Origin of the sequence: Streptomyces sp. S4.7 (assembly GCF_010384365.1) — a bacterium.
Taxonomy (GTDB): Bacteria; Actinomycetota; Actinomycetes; order Streptomycetales; family Streptomycetaceae; genus Streptomyces.
The window spans coordinates 2,704,949-2,730,724 of record NZ_CP048397.1 but is presented as its reverse complement, the minus strand read 5'-3'; the positions used below and the strand labels follow the sequence as shown (position 1 = coordinate 2,730,724).

16 protein-coding genes and 3 rRNA genes are annotated in these 25,776 nt (G+C 67.4%); 13 read left to right on the top strand and 6 right to left on the bottom strand.

Annotated features, from left to right (window positions below; genetic code table 11):
• Positions 1-128 precede the first annotated feature (128 nt).
• The 4 genes from manA to SSPS47_RS11900 all read left to right on the top strand — a co-directional run bounded on the left by manA (position 129) and on the right by SSPS47_RS11900 (position 5,065).
• Positions 129-1,298, top strand: coding sequence for a mannose-6-phosphate isomerase, class I (gene manA, locus SSPS47_RS11915; protein WP_164250871.1), 1,170 nt, complete (start codon positions 129-131; stop codon positions 1,296-1,298).
• A gap of 98 nt (positions 1,299-1,396) precedes the next feature.
• Positions 1,397-2,401 carry a cation diffusion facilitator family transporter gene (locus tag SSPS47_RS11910; protein WP_147878850.1) on the top strand — a complete coding sequence of 335 codons (1,005 nt, stop codon included), beginning with the start codon at positions 1,397-1,399 and terminating at the stop codon, positions 2,399-2,401.
• Between the two features lie 394 nt (positions 2,402-2,795).
• Entirely contained in the window at positions 2,796-4,253 is a 1,458-nt protein-coding gene (gene ahcY / locus SSPS47_RS11905; protein ID WP_147878849.1) for an adenosylhomocysteinase, read from the top strand.
• A gap of 197 nt (positions 4,254-4,450) precedes the next feature.
• Positions 4,451-5,065: a hypothetical protein gene (locus SSPS47_RS11900; RefSeq protein ID WP_164250869.1), complete on the top strand. Its 615-nt coding sequence runs from the start codon at positions 4,451-4,453 to the stop codon at positions 5,063-5,065.
• A 31-nt stretch (positions 5,066-5,096) separates the two neighbouring features.
• Here SSPS47_RS11900 and SSPS47_RS11895 read toward each other — a convergent pair whose 3' ends face one another.
• Positions 5,097-6,056: an RDD family protein gene (locus SSPS47_RS11895; RefSeq protein WP_164250867.1), complete on the bottom strand. Its 960-nt coding sequence runs from the start codon at positions 6,054-6,056 to the stop codon at positions 5,097-5,099.
• A gap of 118 nt (positions 6,057-6,174) precedes the next feature.
• On the opposite strand from SSPS47_RS11895, the gene SSPS47_RS11890 reads away from it, so the two are divergent.
• From SSPS47_RS11890 to rrf, 4 genes are all read left to right on the top strand, one after another.
• Positions 6,175-7,182 (top strand): stage II sporulation protein M, encoded by a 1,008-nt coding sequence (locus tag SSPS47_RS11890; RefSeq protein ID WP_164250865.1) that lies wholly within the window; start codon positions 6,175-6,177, stop codon positions 7,180-7,182.
• 607 nt (positions 7,183-7,789) lie between these two features.
• Positions 7,790-9,313, top strand: a 16S ribosomal RNA gene (locus SSPS47_RS11885).
• Positions 9,314-9,638: 325 nt separating this feature from the next.
• Positions 9,639-12,762, top strand: a 23S ribosomal RNA gene (locus SSPS47_RS11880).
• Positions 12,763-12,843: 81 nt separating this feature from the next.
• Positions 12,844-12,960 (top strand): 5S ribosomal RNA (gene rrf, locus SSPS47_RS11875).
• Together the 16S, 23S and 5S rRNA genes form the textbook arrangement of a ribosomal RNA operon.
• 99 nt (positions 12,961-13,059) lie before the next feature.
• On the opposite strand, the gene SSPS47_RS11870 is transcribed toward rrf, so the two are convergent.
• Genes SSPS47_RS11870 through SSPS47_RS11850 form a run of 5 tightly spaced genes read right to left on the bottom strand, consistent with a single transcriptional unit; the run spans position 13,060 to position 18,580 of the window.
• Complete coding sequence (locus tag SSPS47_RS11870) at positions 13,060-14,370, bottom strand: DUF58 domain-containing protein (RefSeq protein WP_147875581.1); 1,311 nt, start codon at positions 14,368-14,370, stop codon at positions 13,060-13,062.
• An 11-nt stretch (positions 14,371-14,381) separates the two neighbouring features.
• On the bottom strand, positions 14,382-15,365 hold the full coding sequence (locus SSPS47_RS11865) for a MoxR family ATPase (RefSeq protein ID WP_164250863.1): 984 nt from the start codon (positions 15,363-15,365) through the stop codon (positions 14,382-14,384).
• Complete coding sequence (locus tag SSPS47_RS11860) at positions 15,362-16,642, bottom strand: DUF4350 domain-containing protein (protein ID WP_164250862.1); 1,281 nt, start codon at positions 16,640-16,642, stop codon at positions 15,362-15,364. Before SSPS47_RS11860 ends, SSPS47_RS11865 begins: the two co-directional genes overlap by 4 nt.
• Positions 16,639-17,328, bottom strand: a complete 690-nt coding sequence (locus tag SSPS47_RS11855; RefSeq protein WP_239064861.1) for a DUF4129 domain-containing protein — start codon at positions 17,326-17,328, stop codon at positions 16,639-16,641. Before SSPS47_RS11855 ends, SSPS47_RS11860 begins: the two co-directional genes overlap by 4 nt.
• Before the next feature lie 4 nt (positions 17,329-17,332).
• Entirely contained in the window at positions 17,333-18,580 is a 1,248-nt protein-coding gene (locus SSPS47_RS11850) for a hypothetical protein (RefSeq protein ID WP_164250859.1), read from the bottom strand.
• A gap of 183 nt (positions 18,581-18,763) precedes the next feature.
• On the opposite strand from SSPS47_RS11850, the gene mtnA reads away from it, so the two are divergent.
• The 5 genes from mtnA (at position 18,764) to SSPS47_RS11825 (ending at position 25,594) form a co-directional block, all read left to right on the top strand.
• On the top strand, positions 18,764-19,912 hold the full coding sequence (mtnA, locus tag SSPS47_RS11845) for an S-methyl-5-thioribose-1-phosphate isomerase (RefSeq protein WP_147875576.1): 1,149 nt from the start codon (positions 18,764-18,766) through the stop codon (positions 19,910-19,912).
• Positions 19,913-20,146: 234 nt separating this feature from the next.
• Positions 20,147-20,824, top strand: a complete 678-nt coding sequence (gene mtrA / locus SSPS47_RS11840) for a two-component system response regulator MtrA (RefSeq protein ID WP_005486885.1) — start codon at positions 20,147-20,149, stop codon at positions 20,822-20,824.
• Position 20,825: 1 nt separating this feature from the next.
• On the top strand, positions 20,826-22,913 hold the full coding sequence (mtrB, locus tag SSPS47_RS11835) for an MtrAB system histidine kinase MtrB (protein WP_164250857.1): 2,088 nt from the start codon (positions 20,826-20,828) through the stop codon (positions 22,911-22,913).
• A 25-nt stretch (positions 22,914-22,938) separates the two neighbouring features.
• Positions 22,939-24,753, top strand: a complete 1,815-nt coding sequence (locus SSPS47_RS11830; protein WP_239064860.1) for an LpqB family beta-propeller domain-containing protein — start codon at positions 22,939-22,941, stop codon at positions 24,751-24,753.
• Between the two features lie 118 nt (positions 24,754-24,871).
• Positions 24,872-25,594, top strand: coding sequence for a ComF family protein (locus tag SSPS47_RS11825; protein WP_164250853.1), 723 nt, complete (start codon positions 24,872-24,874; stop codon positions 25,592-25,594).
• Positions 25,595-25,776 lie beyond the last annotated feature (182 nt).

The window sequence follows — 25,776 nt, the reverse complement described above, 5'->3', positions numbered from 1 at the left end:
TCAGCACCGCGCCCGCCTCTCACCCCCTCCGATTTCACTCACCTCCGTTCTCACGCGTCTCCGCACGTCGTCCGTACGCCACCGACTTCGCCGTACGTCACGGAACAAGGAAGAACAAGGAAGCACCCATGGACCGCCTCTCCAACACCGTGCGCCCCTACGCCTGGGGCTCCACGACCGCCATCCCGGAACTGCTCGGCACCGCCCCGACCGGCGAACCCCAGGCCGAGATGTGGATGGGCGCCCACCCGGGGGCCCCGTCCCGTATCAACCGCGCCACCACCCCCGTCGACCACCCGCTCTCCGACCTCATCGCAGCCGCCCCCGAGGCGGAACTCGGCGCCCCCACCGTCAAGAAATTCGGTCCACGTCTCCCCTTCCTCCTCAAGATCCTTGCCGCGGGCGCCCCCCTCTCGCTTCAGGTCCACCCCAACCTCGCCCAGGCGAAGGAGGGTTACGCGGCGGAGGAGCGCCAGGGCGTCCCCATCGACGCGCCGCACCGCAACTACAAGGACGCCAACCACAAGCCCGAACTGATCTGCGCCCTCACCCCCTTCGACGGCCTGTGCGGCTTCCGAGCACCCGCCGAGACCGCCGACCTCCTCGCCCGGCTGGACGTCGACTCGCTCAAGCCCTATGTGGACCTCCTGCGCGCACACCCCGAGGAAGCCGCGCTGCGCGAGGTCCTCACCGCCGTGCTGACCGCCGACCCCGACGAGATGTCACACACAGTGCATTCCTCCGCCGAAGCCGCGGCACGCCTCGGCGGCGAGTACTCGCCATACGTGTCGATCGCGCACCACTACCCCGGCGACCCGGGCGTCATCGCGGCCATGCTGCTCAACCACGTACAACTCCAGCCCGGCGAGGCCCTCTTCCTCGGCGCCGGCGTCCCGCACGCCTATCTGAACGGGCTGGGCGTCGAGATCATGGCCAACTCGGACAACGTCCTGCGCTGCGGCCTCACCCCCAAACACGTCGACGTACCGGAACTGCTCCGCATCGTGCGCTTCGAGTCGGCCGAGCCCGCCGTGCTCCGCCCCGAGGCGTCGGCGTCCGGCGAAGAGCTGTACGAGACCCCGATCGACGAATTCCGGCTGTCCACCTACGGATTGGCCCCCGGCGCCGAACCCCGCGAACTCACCGCAGACACCCCGCAGATCCTGCTCTGCACGGCGGGCACGCCGCGCGCCAACGAAATCGACCTGACTCCGGGCGATTCGGTCTTCGTCCCCGCGGGCGAGAAGACCGAACTGACCGGTACGGGCAGGGTCTTCAGGGCCACCGTCATCGCCTGAACCGGGACTTCGCGCACGGCCCGCCTCGGCGGCTGCAACAATGTGCCGCCGTACCGCGGCGCCAGGGCCGCAGACCGAGGAAGGGAACCACCGCACCCATGAGCGCGTCAGGCGGAACCAAGGCGATCGTGGCGGCGCTCGTCGCCAACCTAGCGATCGCAGTAGCCAAGTTCGTGGCGTTCCTCTTCAGTGGTTCGTCGTCCATGCTCGCCGAGAGCGTGCACTCGCTCGCCGACTCCGGCAATCAGGGGCTGCTGCTCCTCGGCGGCAAGAAGGCGAAGCGCGAAGCGACCCCGGAACATCCCTTCGGTTACGGCCGCGAGCGCTACATCTACGCGTTCCTCGTCTCCATCGTGCTCTTCTCCGTCGGTGGCATGTTCGCCATCTACGAGGGCTACGAGAAGATCAAGCACCCGCACGAGATCGAGGCCTGGTACTGGCCGGTCGGCGTCCTGGTGTTCGCGATCATCGCCGAGTCGTTCTCCTTCCGCACGGCCATCGTCGAGTCCAACCAGACCCGCGGCAAGCGCTCGTGGAAAGAGTTCATCCGGCACTCCAAGGCCCCCGAACTCCCTGTCGTCCTGCTGGAGGACCTCGGCGCCCTGGTCGGTCTGATCCTCGCGCTCCTGGGCGTGAGCCTGGCGCTCGCCACGGGCGACGGCGTCTGGGACGGCATCGGCACCCTCTGCATCGGCATCCTGCTGATCGTCATCGCCCTGGTCCTGGCGGCCGAGACGAAGTCCCTGCTGCTCGGTGAGTCCGCCGGCCGGGAGGACGTGGAGAAGATCAAGGCCGCGATCGTCGACGGCGACGTCGTCACCGGCATCATCCACATGCGTACGCTCCACCTCGGCCCCGAGGAACTGCTGGTGGCGGCCAAGATCGCGGTCGAGCACGACGACACGGCGGCCGAGGTCGCCCAGGCGATCAACGCGGCCGAGGGCCGGATCCGTGACGCGGTCCCGATCGCCCGCGTGATCTATCTGGAGCCGGACATCTTCAACGCCGCCGCCGCGGCGGCGGGCACCAACCCGGCCAAGTCGCCGGGCGGCACGGAGACCGAGCCCGGTCCCGACTCAGGTTCCGACAAGGACGACCACTGATCACCCGCTCACATCCGTAAGGAGGCCCCGGCGCATCTCGCGCCGGGGCCTCCTTACGGATCTGAGCCCGGTGCGGCCCTCAGCTGTTTCCGGACAGATCAACACCGAGGACGTACGGCGAAACGCCCGTAAGGCCCGAGTTGAGGCCCCTTCGGGGCCCGTCGGGGACGGGGTCCGTGCCCAGGCGCCCTTTAGGGCGCTGGGCCGATCGGTGTAGATTCGTCACCAGAGCCAGACGTCGCTGCTGATGGCGGTCGGGCGGTCTGCGGCGCGGACCGGCCGAGGGAGAGAGGGCCTCCGACGGACTGCGTTGCGTACGTCCGGGCATTCCTATGCCCGCCGCCGCAGAGTCAGCCGTACCCACCCTCGACCCCTTCACGAGGAGCAGCTCGCTATGACCACTGTCGCCAACCGACAGGACTTCAAGGTCGCCGATCTCTCGCTTGCCGACTTCGGCCGCAAGGAGATCACCCTCGCCGAGCACGAGATGCCCGGCCTGATGTCGATCCGCAGGGAGTACGCCGAGGCGCAGCCCCTCGCCGGCTCCCGCATCACCGGCTCCCTGCACATGACCGTGCAGACCGCCGTCCTCATCGAGACGCTGGCCGCGCTCGGCGCCGACGTCCGCTGGGCCTCCTGCAACATCTTCTCCACCCAGGACCACGCCGCCGCCGCGGTGGCCGTCGGTCCGAACGGCACTCCGGACGACCCGCAGGGAATCCCGGTCTTCGCCTGGAAGGGCGAGACGCTCGAAGAGTACTGGTGGTGCACGGAGCAGGCCCTGACCTGGCCCAACGCCTCCACCGGCGGCCCGAACATGATCCTGGACGACGGTGGCGACGCCACCCTCCTCGTCCACAAGGGCGTCGAGTTCGAGAAGGCCGGCGCGGCCCCGGATCCGGCCACGGCGGACAGCGAGGAGTACAGCTACATCCTCCGTCTGCTCAACCGCACCCTGACCGAGAACCCGCAGAAGTGGACCCTCCTGGCGTCCGAGATCCGCGGCGTCACCGAAGAGACCACGACCGGTGTCCACCGTCTCTACGAGATGCACCGCGACGGCACGCTTCTTTTCCCGGCGATCAACGTCAACGACGCCGTGACCAAGTCGAAGTTCGACAACAAGTACGGCTGCCGCCACTCCCTGATCGACGGCATCAACCGCGCCACCGACGTGCTGATCGGCGGCAAGGTCGCCGTCGTCTTCGGCTACGGCGACGTGGGCAAGGGCTGCGCGGAGTCCCTGCGCGGCCAGGGCGCCCGCGTGATCATCACCGAGATCGACCCGATCTGCGCGCTCCAGGCGGCGATGGACGGCTACCAGGTCTCGACGCTGGACGACGTCGTCGGCATCGCCGACATCTTCGTCACCACGACGGGCAACAAGGACATCATCATGGCCGCGGACATGGCCAAGATGAAGCACCAGGCGATCGTCGGGAACATCGGCCACTTCGACAACGAGATCGACATGGCCGGCCTCGCGAAGGTCCCCGGCATCGTCAAGGACGAGGTCAAGCCGCAGGTCCACACCTGGAAGTTCCCCGACGGCAAGACGCTGATCGTCCTGTCCGAGGGCCGCCTGCTGAACCTCGGCAACGCGACCGGCCACCCCTCCTTCGTGATGTCCAACTCGTTCGCGGACCAGACGCTGGCCCAGATCGAGCTCTTCACGAAGCCCGAGGAGTACCCGACCGACGTCTACGTGCTGCCCAAGCACCTCGACGAGAAGGTCGCCCGCCTCCACCTCGACGCGCTCGGAGTGAAGCTCACGACGCTCCGCCCCGAGCAGGCCGCGTACATCGGCGTGAAGGTCGAAGGCCCGTACAAGTCCGACCACTACCGCTACTGACCCGCAGGCACCGCCGCTGACACCAGTGGAACGGGCAGGCCCCCACACCCCCGTGTTGGGGGCCTGCCCCGGCCTCTGGCTCCTGATCCCACCGGTTTCCGGTCCGGGCGGGTCCCGGCGGGGTCCCTGTGTACGCGGGCGGCACTCTCCGGCGCTCTGGCGGCACGGGCTCCGAGGACATCGAAGGACTCCCGCACATGCCCCGTGGCCGTTACTCACTCCACGACCCGCACGACCACACCCCCCTCGGCGAAGAACACTTCCACTGCGCACCGGGCCCCTCGGGCTGGCGCTACGTCTCCCAGATCACCGCTCCCTCCGGTGAGCACTCCGGCTCCGTCGACCTCACGCTCGACGAGCTCGGCCGTCCCATCCGTCTCGAACTGCACGCCGCGAGCTGGCGGGTGCGCGCCGCCGCAATCGAAGGCGTCACCTGGGTCCGTGCCGACCCCACCGGCGACGAAGCCACCGAAGGCAATGTCCCCGCCCACGCCTTCACCGGTGCTTCCCCCGCGTTCCTCGTCGCCATCACCCGCCTGCTCCGCCTCACTCCCGCGTCCCCCGCGACCCGCGTCCGCCTCGTGGCCTTCACGGATCCTGTACTGGCCCCCCGTACTGTCGACCAGTCCTGGGCGCTACTGAGAAGTGAAGCGCATGCCACTGACAATGGGCCCCTGACCGTGGACGAGTACCAGGTCAGCGCGCTGGACACCGGTGAGCAGCACACCGTCCACATCAGCGGCGACGTGGTGCTCGCGGCGCCGGGCATCGAGCTCGAAGATCTCGAAACCCCGCCCTCGGCGCTGTCCTGACACCGAGTCGGAGCACCGGATCAACTGCCTCTCAGGCAGGTGGCGCGAACCCGGATGCCGGCGGACCGGCCGGACCCGGCACGCGAGTTGACGCAGCCTCAGCCGCCTCGGCCGCGTCGTGCCGCACGTCGTGCGGTTGCACTGCCTGCGGGTGCGCGTCCCGCTGCCGAGTGCCCTGCGGCTGCGTGACCTCCGGGCGGCGCGTAAGCGGCGATCCGACCGGCGGCCCGCCGACGGCCGTGGCGGTGCCGAAAGCCCGCCGCGCGTCCCGTGCCTGACGTTCGTTCACCACGGCCGCCAGATACGCCGCCGGCGGCACGCCGTGCGGGAGCGGCACGCCCGTACGCGCCGCGAGATCACTGGCCAGCCGCTCCGACATCGACCAGCCGACGCCGGGGTCGAGTTGCCGCATCCGAGTCAGGTACTGCCGTACCGCCAGCCACAGATCGTCGGGCACCGACGACAGATCCAACCCGGAGAAGCGACCGACGAGCCACGGCGGCGGAGGCGGCACGGCAGGGGCCCGATCCGCCGGCACCCGCTCGCGTACGACCAGCGTCCCCGCGAACAGGTCCCCTACCCGACGCCCACGCGCCGACACGAGCGAAGCGATGGACGCGATGACGCCGAACGACATCAGCAGCTCCACCACACCGATCGCCCCACGCACCAGCGCGTGACGGAACCGGATGGGCCCGCCGTCGTCACGCACCACCCGCAGCCCACAGGCCAGCTTCCCCAACGAACGCCCGTGACTGAGGGTTTCCACCGCGATCGGCACACCCACCGGTATCAAGAGGAAACTCGCGACGGCCAGCGCCGCCACCGCGGCCGTGTCCAACGAATCCGTCGCGATGGCGAGAACGATCGAGACGGCGATGTACGCGGCCCAGACCACCACCAGGTCGATGACGACGGCCAACGCCCGGCTCGGCAGCTTCGCGGGGCGCAGCCCCAGTACGACCGCGTCGCCCGTCACAAGCTCATTCACCGGTGCCACCCTTCGCCGACCTTCTCTGCCCCCGGACCGCTCAGTCTGCCAAGCTGGCCTGCAACGTGCCGCAGTAGTACGGACCGTACGCACCCAGTGCCTGGAGCAGCAGCCGACCATGGATCTCGACGTCTTCGTGACGGCCCACCGACCCGAGTGGGACCGCCTGGACCTTCTCCTGCGCCGAGGACGTCATCTCACGGGTGCCGAGGCGGACGAACTCGTCGCCCTCTACCAACGCACAGCGACCCATCTCTCCCTGATCCAGTCCAGCGCGCCGGACCCCATGCTCATCGGGCGCCTGACCCAGCTGGTCGCGCGGGCACGCTCGGTGGTCACCGGCACCCGCCGCGCGGGCTGGCGCGACGCGGCCCGCTTCCTCTATGCCGGTTTCCCCGCAGCCGTCTACCGCTCCCGGCACTGGTGGATACCCACCGCGCTGCTCTCGGTGCTCGTCGCCGCGCTCATCGGCTGGTGGATATCGGCGCACCCCGAGGTCCAGTCGGCGATCGCGGCGCCCGAGGACCTCCGCCAGATGACCCGGCCCGGCGGTGAGTACGAGACCTACTACTCAAGTCACCCCGCGGCGTCCTTCGCGGCTCAGGTGTGGACGAACAACGCCCAGGCGGCGGCCATGTGTCTCGTCCTCGGCGCCTTCCTCTGTTTCCCGGTGATCTGGATCCTCTTCCTGAACATGCTCAACCTCGGCGTAGGAATAGGCCTGATGTCGTCGGCCGGCCGCCTGGACACGTTCCTCGGCCTCGTCCTGCCCCATGGTCTGCTCGAACTGACAGCCGTGTTCGTCGCGGCGGGTACGGGCCTCCGTCTCGGCTGGACCCTGATCGATCCCGGCCCCCACACCCGTCGGACAGCGCTCGCCCAGCAGGGACGGGCAGCCGTGGGCATGGCCATCGGCCTCGCCCTGATCCTTTTCGTCTCGGGCCTGATCGAGGGCTTCGTCACCTCGTCCGGCCTGCCGACATGGGCACGCATCACCATCGGCGTCCTGTCCGAGGTGGCCTTCCTGGTGTACGTGTACGTGCTCGGCGGCCGAGCGGCCCGCGCGGGCGAGACGGGAGACGTGGAGAGCGCCGACCAGAGCGCCCAACTGCCCACAGCAGCCTGATGTGCGTCACGTGTCGCTGACCTGTTAGTCTCCTCTCCGCCCCACAAAGATCGCTGCCGATCATTGACACGGTCCCCGTGGGGAGGTAGATTAGAACGGTTGCCTCGGATATGGACATGTTCGAGAGCGACATGCTTGTCTACTCGGCTCTGAGTGGGAATCGAATTTCCGCAGAGCTTTCCGATACATCATCCGAATCGCAGCGGCCGATTTAGTTCGGCCCGGATGTTTCTGATAATGTCGGGCTCGCCGAAAGGCAAAGGGCCACTCCGAAGGCCATCAGGACTCTTAATCGAGACTGCTTCTCCATGAGAAGCAAGACGCGAAAAGGTTCTGATAGAGTCGGGAACGCAAGACAGCAAGACCGAAGGGAAAGCCCGGAGGGGCCCGGAGACGGGACCGAAGGAAGCGTCCGTTCCTTGAGAACTCAACAGCGTGCCAAAAGTCAACGCCAGATATGTTGATACCCCGACCTCGTCCGCATTCTGTGGATTGGGTTGAGGTTCCTTTGATAGAAACACAGCGAGGACGCTGTGAACGACTGGTCTTATTCCGACTGGTTGTTCCGCTCTCGTGGTGTCCACCTGACCTTCGGGTCGGGAATACATTCACGGAGAGTTTGATCCTGGCTCAGGACGAACGCTGGCGGCGTGCTTAACACATGCAAGTCGAACGATGAAGCCTTCGGGTGGATTAGTGGCGAACGGGTGAGTAACACGTGGGCAATCTGCCCTGCACTCTGGGACAAGCCCTGGAAACGGGGTCTAATACCGGATAATACTGTGCCCCTCATGGGGGACGGTTGAAAGCTCCGGCGGTGCAGGATGAGCCCGCGGCCTATCAGCTTGTTGGTGGGGTAATGGCCTACCAAGGCGACGACGGGTAGCCGGCCTGAGAGGGCGACCGGCCACACTGGGACTGAGACACGGCCCAGACTCCTACGGGAGGCAGCAGTGGGGAATATTGCACAATGGGCGAAAGCCTGATGCAGCGACGCCGCGTGAGGGATGACGGCCTTCGGGTTGTAAACCTCTTTCAGCAGGGAAGAAGCGAAAGTGACGGTACCTGCAGAAGAAGCGCCGGCTAACTACGTGCCAGCAGCCGCGGTAATACGTAGGGCGCAAGCGTTGTCCGGAATTATTGGGCGTAAAGAGCTCGTAGGCGGTCTGTCACGTCGGGTGTGAAAGCCCGGGGCTTAACCCCGGGTCTGCATTCGATACGGGCAGACTAGAGTGTGGTAGGGGAGATCGGAATTCCTGGTGTAGCGGTGAAATGCGCAGATATCAGGAGGAACACCGGTGGCGAAGGCGGATCTCTGGGCCATTACTGACGCTGAGGAGCGAAAGCGTGGGGAGCGAACAGGATTAGATACCCTGGTAGTCCACGCCGTAAACGTTGGGAACTAGGTGTTGGCGACATTCCACGTCGTCGGTGCCGCAGCTAACGCATTAAGTTCCCCGCCTGGGGAGTACGGCCGCAAGGCTAAAACTCAAAGGAATTGACGGGGGCCCGCACAAGCAGCGGAGCATGTGGCTTAATTCGACGCAACGCGAAGAACCTTACCAAGGCTTGACATACACCGGAAAGCATCAGAGATGGTGCCCCCCTTGTGGTCGGTGTACAGGTGGTGCATGGCTGTCGTCAGCTCGTGTCGTGAGATGTTGGGTTAAGTCCCGCAACGAGCGCAACCCTTGTTCTGTGTTGCCAGCATGCCCTTCGGGGTGATGGGGACTCACAGGAGACCGCCGGGGTCAACTCGGAGGAAGGTGGGGACGACGTCAAGTCATCATGCCCCTTATGTCTTGGGCTGCACACGTGCTACAATGGCCGGTACAATGAGCTGCGATACCGCAAGGTGGAGCGAATCTCAAAAAGCCGGTCTCAGTTCGGATTGGGGTCTGCAACTCGACCCCATGAAGTCGGAGTTGCTAGTAATCGCAGATCAGCATTGCTGCGGTGAATACGTTCCCGGGCCTTGTACACACCGCCCGTCACGTCACGAAAGTCGGTAACACCCGAAGCCGGTGGCCCAACCCCTTGTGGGAGGGAGCTGTCGAAGGTGGGACTGGCGATTGGGACGAAGTCGTAACAAGGTAGCCGTACCGGAAGGTGCGGCTGGATCACCTCCTTTCTAAGGAGCACTTCTCACCAGAGCCTTTCGGGGGTCTGGTCAGGGGCCAGTACGCCGGCGAATGTCCGGTGCTGGTTGCTCATGGGTGGAACGTTGACTATTCGGCACTCTTGACTGCTTGGTTCTCCAGTACTGCTCTTCGGGGCGTGGAACGGGAACGGGGTGGTGAAGGGTGCCGGGCGCGCTGTTGGGTGTCTGAGGGTACGGGCTGCGTGAGCTGCCTGTGTCTTCGGGATGCCGGCCCCGGTGAACTCACTGTGTATGCGGTGGGGTGGCGGGTGGTTGGTCGTTGTTTGAGAACTGCACAGTGGACGCGAGCATCTGTGGCCAAGTTTTTAAGGGCGCACGGTGGATGCCTTGGCACCAGGAACCGATGAAGGACGTGGGAGGCCGCGATAGGCCCCGGGGAGCTGTCAACCGAGCTTTGATCCGGGGGTGTCCGAATGGGGAAACCCGGCAGTCGTCATGGGCTGTCACCCGCTGCTGAACACATAGGCAGTGTGGAGGGAACGAGGGGAAGTGAAACATCTCAGTACCCTCAGGAAGAGAAAACAACCGTGATTCCGGGAGTAGTGGCGAGCGAAACCGGATGAGGCCAAACCGTATGTGTGTGATACCCGGCAGGGGTTGCGCATGCGGGGTTGTGGGATCTCTTTTTCACAGTCTGCCGGCTGTGAGGCGAGTCAGAAACCGTTGATGTAGGCGAAGGACATGCGAAAGGTCCGGCGTAGAGGGTAAGACCCCCGTAGCTGAAACATTAACGGCTCGTTTGAGAGACACCCAAGTAGCACGGGGCCCGAGAAATCCCGTGTGAATCTGGCGGGACCACCCGCTAAGCCTAAATATTCCCTGGTGACCGATAGCGGATAGTACCGTGAGGGAATGGTGAAAAGTACCGCGGGAGCGGAGTGAAATAGTACCTGAAACCGTGTGCCTACAAGCCGTGGGAGCGTCGCTGGCAGTACTTGTGCTGTCAGTCGTGACTGCGTGCCTTTTGAAGAATGAGCCTGCGAGTTTGCGGTGTGTTGCGAGGTTAACCCGTGTGGGGAAGCCGTAGCGAAAGCGAGTCCGAACAGGGCGGTATAGTAGCGCGCTCAAGACCCGAAGCGGAGTGATCTAGCCATGGGCAGGTTGAAGCGGCTGTAAGAGGTCGTGGAGGACCGAACCCACCAGGGTTGAAAACCTGGGGGATGACCTGTGGTTAGGGGTGAAAGGCCAATCAAACTCCGTGATAGCTGGTTCTCCCCGAAATGCATTTAGGTGCAGCGTCGTGTGTTTCTTGCCGGAGGTAGAGCACTGGATAGGCGATGGGCCCTACCGGGTTACTGACCTTAGCCAAACTCCGAATGCCGGTAAGTGAGAGCGCGGCAGTGAGACTGTGGGGGATAAGCTCCATGGTCGAGAGGGAAACAGCCCAGAGCATCGACTAAGGCCCCTAAGCGTACGCTAAGTGGGAAAGGATGTGGAGTCGCAGAGACAACCAGGAGGTTGGCTTAGAAGCAGCCACCCTTGAAAGAGTGCGTAATAGCTCACTGGTCAAGTGATTCCGCGCCGACAATGTAGCGGGGCTCAAGCGTACCGCCGAAGTCGTGTCATTCGTACACATAGCCCCAACGGGCGTGCGGATGGGTAGGGGAGCGTCGTGTGCCGGGTGAAGCCTCCGCGGAAGCGAGGGGTGGACGGTTCACGAGTGAGAATGCAGGCATGAGTAGCGATACACACGTGGGAAACGTGTGCGCCGATTGACTAAGGGTTCCTGGGTCAAGCTGATCTGCCCAGGGTAAGTCGGGACCTAAGGCGAGGCCGACAGGCGTAGTCGATGGACAACCGGTTGATATTCCGGTACCCGCTTTGAAACGCCCAGTACCGAACCAGGCGATGCTAAGACCGTGAAGCCGTCCTGGAGCCTTCGGGCAAAGGGAAGTGGTGGAGCCGTCGGACCAGACTTGCAGTAGGTAAGCGATGGGGTGACGCAGGAAGGTAGTCCAGCCCGGGCGGTGGTTGTCCCGGGGTAAGGGTGTAGGACGCACGGTAGGCAAATCCGTCGTGCATATAGTCTGAGACCTGATGCCGAGCCGATTGTGGTGAAGTGGATGATCCTATGCTGTCGAGAAAAGCCTCTAGCGAGTTTCATGGCGGCCCGTACCCTAAACCGACTCAGGTGGTCAGGTAGAGAATACCGAGGCGTTCGGGTGAACTATGGTTAAGGAACTCGGCAAAATGCCCCCGTAACTTCGGGAGAAGGGGGGCCATTTCTGGTGATGAGTCTTGCACTCTGAGCTGGGGGTGGCCGCAGAGACCAGCGAGAAGCGACTGTTTACTAAAAACACAGGTCCGTGCGAAGCCGTAAGGCGATGTATACGGACTGACGCCTGCCCGGTGCTGGAACGTTAAGGGGACCGGTTAGTCACATTTCGGTGTGGCGAAGCTGAGAACTTAAGCGCCAGTAAACGGCGGTGGTAACTATAACCATCCTAAGGTAGCGAAATTCCTTGTCGGGTAAGTTCCGACCTGCACGAATGGCGTAACGACTTCTCGACTGTCTCAACCATAGGCCCGGTGAAATTGCACTACGAGTAAAGATGCTCGTTTCGCGCAGCAGGACGGAAAGACCCCGGGACCTTTACTACAGTTTGATATTGGTGTTCGGTTCGGCTTGTGTAGGATAGGTGGGAGACTTTGAAGCTTGGACGCCAGTTCAGGTGGAGTCGTCGTTGAAATACCACTCTGGTCGTGCTGGATGTCTAACCTGGGTCCGTGATCCGGATCAGGGACAGTGTCTGATGGGTAGTTTAACTGGGGCGGTTGCCTCCTAAAGAGTAACGGAGGCGCCCAAAGGTTCCCTCAGCCTGGTTGGTAATCAGGTGTTGAGTGTAAGTGCACAAGGGAGCTTGACTGTGAGACCGACGGGTCGAGCAGGGACGAAAGTCGGGACTAGTGATCCGGCGGTGGCTTGTGGAAGCGCCGTCGCTCAACGGATAAAAGGTACCCCGGGGATAACAGGCTGATCTTCCCCAAGAGTCCATATCGACGGGATGGTTTGGCACCTCGATGTCGGCTCGTCGCATCCTGGGGCTGGAGTCGGTCCCAAGGGTTGGGCTGTTCGCCCATTAAAGCGGTACGCGAGCTGGGTTTAGAACGTCGTGAGACAGTTCGGTCCCTATCCGCTGCGCGCGCAGGAGTCTTGAGAAGGGCTGTCCCTAGTACGAGAGGACCGGGACGGACGAACCTCTGGTGTGCCAGTTGTCCTGCCAAGGGCATGGCTGGTTGGCTACGTTCGGGAGGGATAACCGCTGAAAGCATCTAAGCGGGAAGCCTGCTTCGAGATGAGGACTCCCACCCACTTGATGGGGTAAGGCTCCCAGTAGACGACTGGGTTGATAGGCCGGATATGGAAGCACTGTGAGGTGTGGAGTTGACCGGTACTAATAGGCCGAGGGCTTGTCCTCAGTTGCTCGCGTCCACTGTGTTAGTTCTGAGACAACGAACGACCGTGTTCACATCCGGTTTGTTCATGTGTTTCATTGTGTTTCGGTGGTCATTGCGTTAGGGAAACGCCCGGTTACATTCCGAACCCGGAAGCTAAGCCTTTCAGCGCCGATGGTACTGCAGGGGGGACCCTGTGGGAGAGTAGGACGCCGCCGAACAATTTTTGTGGGAATGCCCCGCACCTCTGGTGCGGGGCATTTCTGCGTTCAGGGGCCTTTCCGGGTACGGAGCGGTTTCCCTCTCCGCACCCAACCCATTCAGAGGCGACCTGCGGCCTTCAGCGCCAGGTAGGCATCCGCCAGTGCCGGGGCCAGTGAGTCGGGCACGGCGTCCACGACTGTGACGCCGTAGCGCTGGAGTTTTTCCGAGGTGCGGCGTCGTTGGGACTGTGCCTGGGAGCCGGCGGCGGCCTCGTAGACCGCGTCCACCGAGCCCCGGGCCGTGCTCATGGTCTGGGTGTGGGGATCGGCCACCGAGGCGACGAGCACCGTGTGGCGCTGGGTGAGTTGGTGGAGGACAGGCAGTAGTCCTTCCTCGACCGGTGCCGCTTCGAGGCTGGTCAGCAGGACGACGAGTGATCGGCGCGGGGCGTTTTTCAGGACCGTGGCGGCCAGGCCGCGCGCGTCCGTCTCCACCAGCTCGGGCTCCAGCGTGGCCAGCGCGTTCACCAGCGCGGGCAGTACGTCGCTCGCCGCGCTGCCCCGGACCTGTGCGCGTGTCCGGCGGTCGTACGCCAGCAGGTCCACCCGGTCGCCCGCGCGGGTGGCCAGTGCTGTGAGGAGAAGCGTGGCGTCCATCGCGGCGTCGAGGCGGGGGACGTCGCCGACGCGGCCGGCCGAGGTGCGGCCGGTGTCGAGGACGATGAGGATGTGGCGGTCGCGTTCGGGGCGCCAGGTACGAATCGTGACCGCCGACTGACGGGCGGTGGCGCGCCAGTCGATGGACCGGGTGTCGTCCCCCGGTATGTAAGGGCGCAGGCTGTCGAACTCGGTGCCCTCGCCGCGGGTGAGCACGCTTGTCCGGCCGTCGAGTTCGCGCAGTCGGGCGAGCCTGGACGGCAGGTGCTTACGGCTCGTGAACGGCGGCAACACACGGACTGTCCACGGCACGTCGTGATTTCCCTGGCGGGCCGCCAGGCCGAGGGGACCGAAGGACCGCACCGTCACTCGCTCGGTGCGCCTGTCGCCTCGGCGGGTGGGGCGGAGGAGCGTGGAGAGCCGGCGGCGTTCTCCGGCGGGGACGGTCAACTCGTGCCGGGATGCGGCCTGTTCGGTGCCGGTCGGCCAACTGCTCGGCGGCCAGGCGTCCCGGATGTGGGCGCGCAGCGTGCGGCGCGCCGGATTGGTGACCGTGAGCTGGACCTCGGCACTTTCTCCGAGTCGAACTGACGTATCACCACTTCGAGTGAACCGGAGCGTTCGCACTGGCGCGGCCAGGCAGTAGTCGCACAGAATTGCGAGGGAGAGGGGCGCGTTGACCGCCAGCATCCCGGCCCAGCTGGGGGCGAGGAGGCCGACGGGAATCGAGCCGAGAGCGGCGAGGAGAGCCGCTCGTCCGGTGAGGGCCATGGTTCATCGCCTCATCGGGGCACGGGGACATGGGCCAGGATCGCGGTGATGACTGAGTCCGCGGTGACTCCCTCCATCTCCGCTTCGGGGCGGAGCTGGACGCGGTGTCGCAGGGTGGGCAGTGCCAGGGCCTTCACATCGTCGGGCGTGACGTAGTCGCGGCCGGTGAGCCAGGCCCAGGCACGGGCGGTGGAGAGCAGAGCGGTGGCTCCTCGGGGGGAGACGCCGAGGGAGAGCGAGGGGGAATCACGAGTGGCACGGCAGATATCGACGACATAGCTCGCTATCTCCGGGGAGACGGAGGTCTTGGCGACCGCGGCGCGTGCCGCTTCGAGGTCGGCCGGGCCTGCGACGGGCCGTACTCCGGCCGCCTGGAGGTCGCGTGGGTTGAAGCCGTCCGCGTGGCGGGTCAGGACGCTGATCTCGTCGTCGCGTGATGGGAGGGGCACGGTCAGCTTCAACAGGAAGCGGTCGAGCTGTGCTTCGGGGAGGGGGTAGGTGCCCTCGTACTCGACCGGGTTCTGCGTGGCCGCGACCAGGAACGGATCGGGGAGCATCCGGGGTGTTCCGTCGATCGTGACCTGGCGCTCCTCCATCGCTTCGAGCAGCGACGACTGCGTCTTGGGCGGGGTGCGGTTGATCTCGTCGGCGAGCAGCAGGTTGGTGAAGACGGGACCGGGCTGGAAGGAGAACTCCGCTGTTCGCGCGTCGTAGACGAGGGAGCCTGTGACGTCGCTCGGCATCAGGTCGGGGGTGAACTGGACGCGTTTGGTGTCGAGTTCGAGAGAGGCGGCGAGGGCCCGTACCAGGAGTGTCTTCGCGACGCCGGGGACTCCTTCGAGGAGTACGTGGCCCCGGCAGAGCAGGGCGACGACGAGTCCGGTCACGGCGGGGTCCTGGCCGACCACGGCCTTCGCGATCTCGGCGCGCAGGGCCTCCAGGGAGGCGCGGGCGCTGTCCGAGTTCGTAGCGGTCTCGGGGGTCGGGGCACTCATGAGGTGCGTACCTCTCTTTCGAGGGCGTCGAGTTGATCCGTCAGGCGGATGAGAGCGGCATCGTCGGCCGGCGCCGGGCCGAAGAGCAGCGCGCGGGGGTCCCGCGAGCTGTCGGGGAGTTGCGCGGAGACAGCGGGGACGAGGGCCTCCGGGGTGTGGGCCTCGGACGGTGGGACACCGAGGAGAGAAGCGAGGCGGGTGCGGGTCTCCGTACGGAGGACCGAGGCGGCGCGATCGCGGGCGTCGGCCTTGCGATAGAGGCGGGCGCGGCCCTCGGTGGCCTCGGAGGCGCGGATGGCGACCGGGAGCCGTTCGGCGACGACGGGGCCGAGTCGGCGGGAGCGCCAGACGGCGGCGAGTACGGCGGCGAGGGCGAGTTGGAGAGTGCCCCAGAGCCAGCCGGAGGGGATCAGGTCCAGGAAGCTCGACTCGTTGCCTCCCGCCTGTTCCTCTCTGTCGCCGCTGCTGTCACCGCTGTTGTCGTCACCACTACCACTACCGCTGCCGGATCCGGTGGCGGAGGGATCACTGAGCGAGGGGAGGTACCAGACGATATGAGGTCGCGAGCCGAGGAGTTGAAGGGCCAGCGAGGCGTTGCCCTGTTTGGCGAGGCGCTCGTTGTAGAGGAGATCGGGGGAGCCGAGCAGGACGGTGTCGCCGCCGTCGGTGGCATCGACCCTGAGGAGGGTCGGAAGCCCGCCGGTCGGGTAACAGGCGTGGCTGTTCGGCGAGTCCGTGGTGTAGCGCACTCCGCCTATGTCGACGGCGCCCGCGCTGCGGGCGGCGGGCAGGGAGCATCGGGGCTCTCGCGCTGCCACCGATGTAGCCGGGGCCGCGGTGACATCGGTGGCCAGGATGTCGAGGGAGGGCGGTCCCGCCGACAGAAGGACCGTACGCCCCCCGGAGGTCGCCGTCGCGTCTCGGAGCATGCGCTGCTGATGGAAGGTCAGCAGGTTGGGGGAGGTGACCACCAGGGTGGTGTCCGGGCCGGCCCCCTCGGTCGCACCGGCGAGAGTCGTGACGACTCGGGTGGTGACACCGCGGTCCTTGAGGAGTTCGGCGACCGCTCGGCTGCCCACCGGGCCGGCGGAGCGGGGGTCGAGGCGGCCGTGCTGGTCGCCGGAGCGCACGGCGGCCAGGGCGATCCCGGCCACGAGAAGAATGGCGAGTGCGATCAGCAGCCCACGGACACGTTTCCAGACCTGCTGGGCGCTGGGCGACATCGAGGTGGAGCTGGTCGCGGGCCGGGGCGGGGAGTTCGTGGTGGTGCCGGTCATTCGGCGGCTCCCGGGGTGGCGCCGCTCAGCTGGGGTTTGCTGTTCTCCAGGCCGAGGTCCAGTTCGCGCAGGCGCAGGTATGTCTGCTGGTTCGCCGAGCGTCCGCCGTACGTGACGTCGTCGAAGGCCCTGGCGGCTGCCCGCAGGGCGGTCGCGTGCTCCGGGAGTGACCGGCCGGCGTCGGCGGCGGCCTCGTCGGCTGTGCGGCCGGGACGCGGGTCGAGCACGGTGCGCTCTTCCAGGGAGCGGACGATGGCGCGCATCCGTTCCTGGACGGCCTGGTTCCAGCGTTCGGCCGCGGCGTGTTCCTCGGCGTTGGCGCGGTGTTCGGCCGCGCCGCGCGGTCCGGAGTCGAAGAGCGCGTCCTTGGGACGGGTGGTGCGCCGAGGGGTGCCGAGGCGCCACCAGAGCGCGGTGCCGAGCGCGGCGACGATCAGTGCGATGACGGCGAGACCGACCGGACTCGTGACTCCGGAACCGGCCACGGAGTTGAAGAGATCTCCGATCCACTCCCAGAAGCGGTCCATCGCGCGCTGGAGCAGATTCGGGTCGTTCTCGTGGTACATCGGTTTGGACAGCTCGTCCTCGGCCGCCTCACGGGCGGGGACGCGCGAGGTGTCCACCGGTATGTCGTCGCTCGTGCGTGCCGTCAGCCACGCCGTTGCCGTGCCCCCCGTTCCGTACACCGCATCAGCCCCTGGGGGCGTCGTTGCCAGGTCGCTCGGAGTCGTAGCCCGGTACGCCGGCGGCGCGTGCGAGTTCGAGGTCCAGGGCTTCGCGCCGGATGCGCTGGTCCACATAGAGGAGCACCGAGACGCCCGCGGAGATCGGCAGTGTGATGGAGGTGCTGATCACCGTGCCGATGCCGGTGATGATCAGGAAAGGCCAGCCGAAGTCCGGACCGCTGTCGGAGAACAGCCCGCTGACACCTTCGCCGTCCACGGCCATGGCGACGAGACTGAAAGGCACAGCGATGATCATGGACACCACGAAGGTCAGCAGCATCGTGAGCAGCAGGATGCCGAAGATCCGCCACCAGGTGCCCTTCACGAGCTTGGCGGAGCGGCGCAGCGACGCGACGATCCCCTGCCGTTCGAGCATCAGGGCCGGGGAGGCGAGGCTGAAGCTGACCATCAGCCAGATCACCAGGACGAGCGCGGCCAGTCCGCCGAGCATCGTCAGCGCGATCCCGGCACCGGAACCGATCAGCAGTCCCGGGAGGATGCCCACAGTCACGACGAGGGCGCCCATGACGGGCAACAGCAGGGTCAGGCCGAGGAGTTGAAGCAGCCGGGGCCGGGCCTCCGCCCAGGCGTCCGACAGCGTGACGCCGCGGCCGAGTACGGAGCGGCTGATGACCACGGTCAGCACGGCGGTGGTGAAAAGCGTGCCGATGATGGTGATGAGAAGCGACGGCGCGAGCGCGAGGAGGCTGGACTGCATCGCGTCGACGGCCTGGTTCAGCGCTTCCGTCGGGCTCGCGTTGGGGTCGATGTCCACCGGCTCCGGCAGGAGATAGCGCTGGACGAGTATGTCGCCGATCTGCGAGATGACCGCGACGACGATGGTGACACCGAGGACGGTGCGCCAGTGGGCCCGCAGCGTGGACACGGCGCCGTCGAGGATCTCCCCCACACCCAGGGGGCGCAGGGGGATAACACCGGGCTTCGCCGCGACGGGCGGCTGTCCCCAGCCGGAATGCTGTCCTCCGGGTCCGGGGCCGCCCCAGCCCGGTGTGGACCTGGGAGCGGGCGGAACAGGACCGGGCGCGCTGGGCGCGGACCACTGTCCGGCCGGCGGCTGGGTCTTGGACCACTTCGAGGGGGAGTCCGAGGGCGTGCCGATGTCGTCGGCGGGCTCGGCGGGCCGCGGCACGCCGGCGTCCTGGCCGTCGGACGGGGCAGATCCGGGCGAGGCCCAGCCCGGAGTGTCGTTCACGGTCGTCCACCTCGTGGATTGGTTTCGGAGGCAGGCTCGGGGAGCCGGCGCTTCAACGGTGCCTGTCTGCGGAGCAGAGCGGGAGGCTGGCAGCCATCGTGCCACGCGTGGCCCAGCGGTGGGCGGGGTGCTCCACCTCCTTCTCACCTTCATAGTCCGAGCGGTACCGGGCAGACTGGGCGGATGACTGATCAGTACGCACCATCCCCGCTCACGGCCGAGCCGTCCATGTCCCCCGCGCTGCGCTGGGACGAGCTGCCGGAAGGGCCCGTACTGGTGCTCCTCGACCAGACGAGACTGCCGGTCGAGGAGGCCGAGCTGGTCTGCACCGATGTGCCGGCCCTGGTCCAGTCGATACGGACACTCGCCGTGCGCGGGGCGCCGCTCCTGGGCATCGCCGGTGCCTACGGTGTCGCCCTCGCCGCCGCACGCGGATACGACGTCGACGACGCGGCGGCGCTGCTGGAGTCCGCCCGGCCCACCGCAGTGAACCTCGGATACGGGGTACGGCGGGCGCTGGAGGCGCACCGGGCTGCGATCGCCGGAGGCGCCGATCAGGAGCAGGCGGCCGTCGCCACCCTGGCGGAGGCGAAGAAGCTGCACCGTGAGGACGCTGTCGCCAGCGCTCGGATGGCGGCATCGGGGCTGGCGCTCCTGGACGAGTTGCTGCCGGGCGGAAGTCATCGGATTCTGACCCACTGCAACACAGGGGCACTGGTGTCGGGCGGCGAGGGCACCGCGTTCGCCGTGGCCCTGTCGGCGCACCGGGCGGGGCGGCTGAGGCGGCTGTGGGTGGACGAGACCCGTCCGCTGTTGCAGGGGGCGCGGCTGACGGCGTACGAAGCGGCCCGCAACGGGATGGCGTTCACGCTGCTCCCGGACAACGCCGCCGGTTCGCTGTTCGCGGCCGGCGAGGTGGATGCCGTACTCATCGGGGCGGACCGGATCGCCGCCGACGGCTCGGTGGCCAACAAGGTGGGCAGCTATCCGCTCGCGGTGCAGGCGAGGTACCACCATGTGCCGTTCATCGTGGTCGCGCCGACGACGACGCTTGACCTCGACACCCCGGACGGTGCGTCGATCGAGGTGGAGCAGCGGCCGGGGCAGGAGGTGACCGAGCTCACGGCTCCGCAGGCGGCGGGGGCCGGCGTGGAGGTGGGCGGTGGGATGCCGGTGGCACCGCTGGGAACGCAGGCGTACAACCCGGCCTTCGACGTGACGCCGCCGGAACTGGTGACGGCTCTGGTCACCGAGTACGGGGCGCTGTCGCCGGTGACGCGGGACGGGATCGTGGAGCTGTGCGCCCAGGCGCGGCAGGAGGGGCGGGGCTGACGGGACGTGCGCGCGAGGGGTGGGGGAGAGCCGCTGTCGGATTCGCCGGGCGGGCGGCTCGCTAAGGTTCCTGTCCAAGGACCCGGTCAACGAGGCAGGGTGAGACATCGGTGGTTGACGTCAACAGCAACGAGCCGCGACGGTCCGTGAAGGGCATACGTCCACGTCGTCCCAGGTCAGTGAGCTGGATCACGCAAGTCTACGTAACGGAAATGAAAATGGGATGATGTCGATATGAAGGGACGTGTCCTTGTCGTCGATGACGACACCGCACTGGCCGAGATGCTCGGCATCGTGCTGCGAGGTGAAGGGTTCGAGCCGTCGTTCGTCGCGGACGGCGACAAGGCCCTCGCCGCTTTCCGTGAGGCCAAGCCGGATCTGGTGCTGCTGGATCTGATGCTGCCCGGCCGCGACGGTATCGAGGTGTGCCGGCTCATCAGGGCCGAGTCGGGTGTACCGATCGTCATGCTGACGGCCAAGAGCGACACGGTCGACGTGGTGGTGGGGCTCGAATCGGGCGCCGACGACTACATCGTCAAGCCGTTCAAGCCCAAGGAGCTGGTCGCCAGGATCAGGGCGCGACTGCGCAGGTCCGAGGAGCCGGCGCCGGAGCAGTTGGCCATCGGCGACCTGGTCATCGACGTGGCCGGTCACTCGGTGAAGCGTGAGGGACAGTCCATCGCCCTCACGCCGCTGGAGTTCGACCTGCTCGTCGCACTGGCCCGCAAGCCGTGGCAGGTCTTCACCCGTGAGGTGCTCCTGGAGCAGGTCTGGGGCTACCGGCACGCGGCCGACACCCGTCTGGTCAATGTGCATGTCCAGCGGCTCCGCTCCAAGGTCGAGAAGGACCCGGAGCGCCCGGAGATCGTCGTGACCGTCCGCGGTGTCGGCTACAAGGCCGGACCGAGCTGACATGTCCAGCGGCAGTTCTGCCCCGAAGCCCGGGGAGCCGGGAGCGCGTACGGGGCGGACCGCCGACCGGGGCCGCTGGGGCTCACGCCTCGGCAGGCTCTTCCAGGGTGGCCGGCTGCTCCAGGACGGGGCGGCGGGCGGCCCCGTGCCACGGCTCCTCGTGCGCTGGGCCAGGCGCCCGGTGCTGCCCGCCGTGCGGCTGTGGCGGCGGAACATCCAGCTCAGGGTGGTCACCACCACCCTGCTGATGTCGCTGGGCGTCGTGCTGCTGCTGGGCTTCGTCGTCATCGGTCAGGTGCGCAACGGTCTGCTGGACGCCAAGGAGAAGGCGGCACAGAGCCAGGCGGCCGGTGGTTTCACCGTCGCCAAGGAGAAGGCCGACGCACCGGTCGAGCCGGGTGGGCAGGACGGCGGCTCGGGGGACGGCAGGTCGAGCCGTAACTCCGTGAACTGGCGCTCCGACCTGGTCGTACAGCTGGCCAGCGGCGGCCAGAGCGCGTTCAACGTGGTGGCGCTGAGCGCCGACGAGAACGGCGCGGGCTCCAGCAGCCGCTTCCCGCGCGCCTCCGGCGGCGTGGACCACATCGCGAGCGTCCCCGCGAATCTTCGGTCGGCCGTCACCAAGGGCACCGGCACGTTCCAGCGCTACACCCTGATCCAGTACACGGACGGCCGAGAGTCCGAGTCCGGCCTGGTCGTCGGCAAGCGGCTGACCGATGTCGACGGCAATTCCTACGAGCTGTACTACCTGTTCCCGCTGACTCAGGAGGAGCAGTCCCTCAACCTGGTCAAGGGCACCCTCGCCACGGCGGGGCTGTTCGTCGTCGTCCTGCTCGGAGCCATCGCCTGGCTCGTCGTACGGCAGGTCGTGACACCCGTGCGGATGGCCGCGGGGATCGCCGAACGGCTCTCCACCGGTCGGCTCCAGGAACGTATGAAGGTCACCGGCGAGGACGACATCGCCCGCCTCGGTGAGGCCTTCAACAAGATGGCCCAGAATCTTCAGCTCAAGATTCAGCAGCTGGAGGAGCTCTCCAGGATGCAACGGCGCTTCGTCTCCGACGTCTCGCACGAGCTGCGCACCCCGCTGACCACGGTCCGGATGGCCGCCGACGTCATCCACGAGGCCCGTGTCGACTTCGACCCCGTCACGGCGCGCTCGGCGGAGTTGCTGGGCGACCAGCTCGACCGTTTCGAGTCGCTGCTGTCGGATCTGCTGGAGATCAGCCGGTTCGACGCCGGCGCCGCTGCCCTGGAGGCCGAGCCCATAGACCTGCGGGTGGTCGTACGCCGTGTGATCGGCGGAGCCGAACCGCTCGCCGAACGCAAGGGCACCCGGATCCGGGTCATGGGGGACGAACAGCCGGTCGTCGCCGAGGCCGACGCCCGGCGCGTGGAGCGGGTCCTTCGCAATCTGGTCGTCAACGCCGTCGAGCACGGCGAGGGGCGGGACGTGGTGGTGCGGATGGCGGTGGCGGGCGGAGCCGTGGCCGTGGCCGTACGCGACTACGGAGTGGGGCTCAAGCCCGGCGAGGCGACCCGGGTCTTCAACCGGTTCTGGCGGGCCGACCCGGCGCGGGCGCGTACCACCGGCGGTACGGGCCTCGGCCTGTCGATCGCCGTCGAGGACGCGCGCCTGCACGGCGGCTGGCTCCAGGCGTGGGGCGAGCCGGGCGGCGGGTCACAGTTCCGGCTGACGCTGCCGCGCACCGCCGACGAGCCGCTGCGGGGCTCGCCCATACCGCTGGAGCCGGAGGACTCGCGGCGCGGCCGGGAGCGTTCCGCCTTCGGGGACCCGAAGCAGAGCGCGCACCGGTTGACGAGCGTGCCCTCCCAGTCCGTGTCGGGGACGTCCCTCCCGGTGCCGGCCAGGGCGCCGGGGCCACCGCCCGCGGGCGTCGTCGATCCGACGGCGCTGCCCGGCAACGGTGCCCGGGTGGTGCCGCGTTCCACCGGGGAGCCCGCGGAGAAGGACCCCGCCATGCCCTCGGAACCGCCGCGGCCGCCGAACACACCATCGTCAACTGCCTCCGCGGTCACGTCCGCGCCCAAGGCACCGGAGCGGGAGGACACGACTCGTGGGCGTTGACCGCCTTCGTCACGGCCGAGGACGCGTGCCGCGACTGCCCGTCGTGTTCGGGTGCTGCGCCCTGCTGCTGACCGGCTGCGCCTCGATCCCCGACAGCGGGGACGTCGAGCCCGTCAAGGCGTCCCCACGCGGGGACTCCCAGGTGCGGGTGTACCCGGTCGCGCCCGCCGAGGGGGCCGATCCGAACGAGATCGTCGACGGCTTCCTCGAAGCGATGACCAGCGACGACCCCGACTTCGCGGTGGCCAGGAAGTATCTGACGAAGCAGGCGTCGCAGAACTGGCGGCCGGCCGACCGTACGACGGTGCTGGCCGCCGCCCCCGACCCGGCCGACCCCCAGGGGCCGTCCGGTCCCGACGGCCCCGGCCTCACCTACCCGCTCTACGGCGAGCAGATCGCCGCCGTCGACGCCGGGCACGCCTACCAGCCGGTCGCGCCCGAGCCGTACAGCCGCGCCATCCGCCTCGTCCAGGAGAAGGTGCTGGACGGCAAGGAGTGGCGCATCGACGACCTCCCGCAGGGGCTCGTCCTCGGTGAGTCCGACTTCCAGCGCAACTACCGGGCCGTGAACAAGTACTACTTCGCCTCCGGGCAGGGCTGGCTCGTCGCCGACCCCGTCTACATCAGGCAGCGCATAGACCCGGTGACACGGATGGATCCGGTCACCCAGGCGGTCAAGGTGCTGCTCGACGGGCCGACGGACTGGATACGGCCCGTGGTCGACTCGCCCTTCCCGACCGGTACGGAGCTGAAGCGCGGCACCCGCACCCTCGAATTCGACGACCGCAACTCCCTCAAGGTGCCGCTCAACGCGAAGGTCGACAACGTCGGCCGGGAGCAGTGCCGCAAAATGGCGGCGCAACTGCTTTTCACCCTCCGCGACTTGACGTCCACCCGGGGCGAACAGGTCGAACTGCTCAGGCAGGACGGCTCCTCGCTGTGCGTGCTGAGCGGGGACCAGGCGGAGGAGTTCGCCGCCGACCGCACCTCGGGCAGCTCGGACAGCCCGTACTTCATCGACGCCAAGGGCCGGCTCGCGCAGCTGTCGGCGAGCAGCAAGGAGCCGATCGACCCGCCGCGTGTGCGCGGTCCGTTCGGCGACGGCACGATGCCGCTCGGCCAAGTCGCCGTCGCGCGCGACGAGAAGTACGCGGCGGGCGTCTCGCAGGACGGCAAGTCCCTGTACGTCGGCTCCATCATCTCGGCGGGTGAGGTGGGCGACGCACGCGTCGTCAGCAAGGCCGAGAAGAAGGAGGACCGGCTGTCGGCGCCGAGTTGGGACGGGAACGGCGATCTGTGGATAGCGGACCGCGATCCGAAGGAGCCCCGGCTGCTGCGCCTGGCGGACGGCGCCGACGCGCCGCGGGAGGTCACGGTCGACGGGCTCGGCGACGTGCGCATCGAGGCGCTGCGGGTCTCCGCCGACGGAGTACGGGTGGCGCTGCTGCTCACCGAGGACGGACGTACGACCCTCCAGATCGGCCGCGTGGAGCGCCGCGGGCCGGCCGAGGAGCCGACGGTGTCGGTGACGGAGCTGAAGGCCGTGGCGCCTCGTATGGAGACGGTGACCGCCGTGTCCTGGGCGGGGCCCAGCAGGCTCGTGGTGGTCGGTAAGGAGGCCGGCGGGGTGCAGCAGGTGAGCTACATCCAGACGGACGGTTCGACGTCGGCGGCGGGCGTGCTGCCAGGTCTGAATCAGGTCACCGGGATCGCCGCGGCCGACGACGAACACCAGCCGTTGGTGGCCGACTCGGACGACGCGGGCATCGTGCGCCTGCCGACCGGTGCGAACTGGCAGACGATGGTCCAAGAGGGCTCGTCACCGGTCTACCCCGGCTAGGTCCTGTCTTGGTCGCCTTCCACCCGTACGCCCTTCGGCGGCGGCATTCGGGCCGGATCTCGATCCCGGTTATCCACAGGGGTGGCCGGGGACCCGAGACGTTGGCACAGTGGGTGACATGCGGGCGTGGTGGCGGGAAATCACCGGGCTGGTGCTGCCGGTCGCCTGCGGCGGCTGCGGGAGTCCCAGGACGCCGCTGTGCGACGCGTGCGGAAGGGCGCTGTACGGGACGTGGCCCTGCCGGGTGCGACCGGTTCCCGAGCCCGTGGGGCTGCCGGTGGTGCATGCCGCCGCTCCGTACGAGGACGCCGTACGGGCCGTGCTGCTGGCGCACAAGGAGCGTGGTGCCCTCGGGCTGGCCGCGCCCCTGGGCAGGGCGCTGGCCGGGGCGGTGCGGGCCGCCGTGCCGCCGGGTACGGGTGTCGGCCCGCTGATTCTCGTGCCGGTTCCGTCGGCGAAGCGTGCCGTCGGCGCCCGTGGTCACGACGCCGCCCGGCGCATCGCTCTGGCGGCGGCCGGGGAACTGCGGCGTACGGGGCGCTCCGCCCGGGTGCTTCCGGTGCTGCGGCAGCGGCGCGTGGTGGCCGATCAGGCGGGCCTGGACGCCCGCCAGAGGCTCACCAATCTGGCCGGGGCCCTGGAGGTCGCCGCAGGGGGCGCGGGGCTCCTGGAGGGCGGCAGGGTGGTGCTGGTGGACGATCTCATGACCACCGGTGCCTCGCTTGCCGAGGCGTCCCGCGCGATGCATGCCGCGACGAGACCGGGGTACCCCGCATTCATACAGGTGAGCGCCGCCGTGGTCGCCGCACCTCCGCTGTCTTTCGAAATAAACCGGAACTGATCGCGAGTTTGCTTCGTTGCAGGTGGTGAGGGTTGTAAAACACCGGAACGGACGTACGCGCGGGTAGCGGGTGCCGACACCCGTCCAAGCGAGCTATGTTCGGTTGTGAGGAAAGCGAAAGCTGTACCTCGTCGATATGCAGTGGTGTGCGGGAGCGTTTTCCAGGACCTTGAAGTCGGAGG

Bases quoted from the DNA above. Each gene is read 5' to 3' on its own strand.
- SSPS47_RS11870 (WP_147875581.1), bottom strand. From the start codon at position 14,370: ATGGCCCTCACCGGACGAGCGGCTCTCCTCGCCGCTCTCGGCTCGATT.
- SSPS47_RS11865 (WP_164250863.1), bottom strand. From the start codon at position 15,365: ATGAGTGCCCCGACCCCCGAGACCGCTACGAACTCGGACAGCGCCCGC.
- SSPS47_RS11900 (WP_164250869.1), top strand. From the start codon at position 4,451: ATGCCCCGTGGCCGTTACTCACTCCACGACCCGCACGACCACACCCCC.
- mtnA (WP_147875576.1), top strand. From the start codon at position 18,764: ATGACTGATCAGTACGCACCATCCCCGCTCACGGCCGAGCCGTCCATG.
- mtrB (WP_164250857.1), top strand. From the start codon at position 20,826: ATGTCCAGCGGCAGTTCTGCCCCGAAGCCCGGGGAGCCGGGAGCGCGT.
- ahcY (WP_147878849.1), top strand. From the start codon at position 2,796: ATGACCACTGTCGCCAACCGACAGGACTTCAAGGTCGCCGATCTCTCG.
- SSPS47_RS11825 (WP_164250853.1), top strand. From the start codon at position 24,872: ATGCGGGCGTGGTGGCGGGAAATCACCGGGCTGGTGCTGCCGGTCGCC.
- manA (WP_164250871.1), top strand. From the start codon at position 129: ATGGACCGCCTCTCCAACACCGTGCGCCCCTACGCCTGGGGCTCCACG.
- SSPS47_RS11890 (WP_164250865.1), top strand. From the start codon at position 6,175: ATGGATCTCGACGTCTTCGTGACGGCCCACCGACCCGAGTGGGACCGC.
- mtrA (WP_005486885.1), top strand. From the start codon at position 20,147: ATGAAGGGACGTGTCCTTGTCGTCGATGACGACACCGCACTGGCCGAG.
- SSPS47_RS11860 (WP_164250862.1), bottom strand. From the start codon at position 16,642: ATGACCGGCACCACCACGAACTCCCCGCCCCGGCCCGCGACCAGCTCC.
- SSPS47_RS11910 (WP_147878850.1), top strand. From the start codon at position 1,397: ATGAGCGCGTCAGGCGGAACCAAGGCGATCGTGGCGGCGCTCGTCGCC.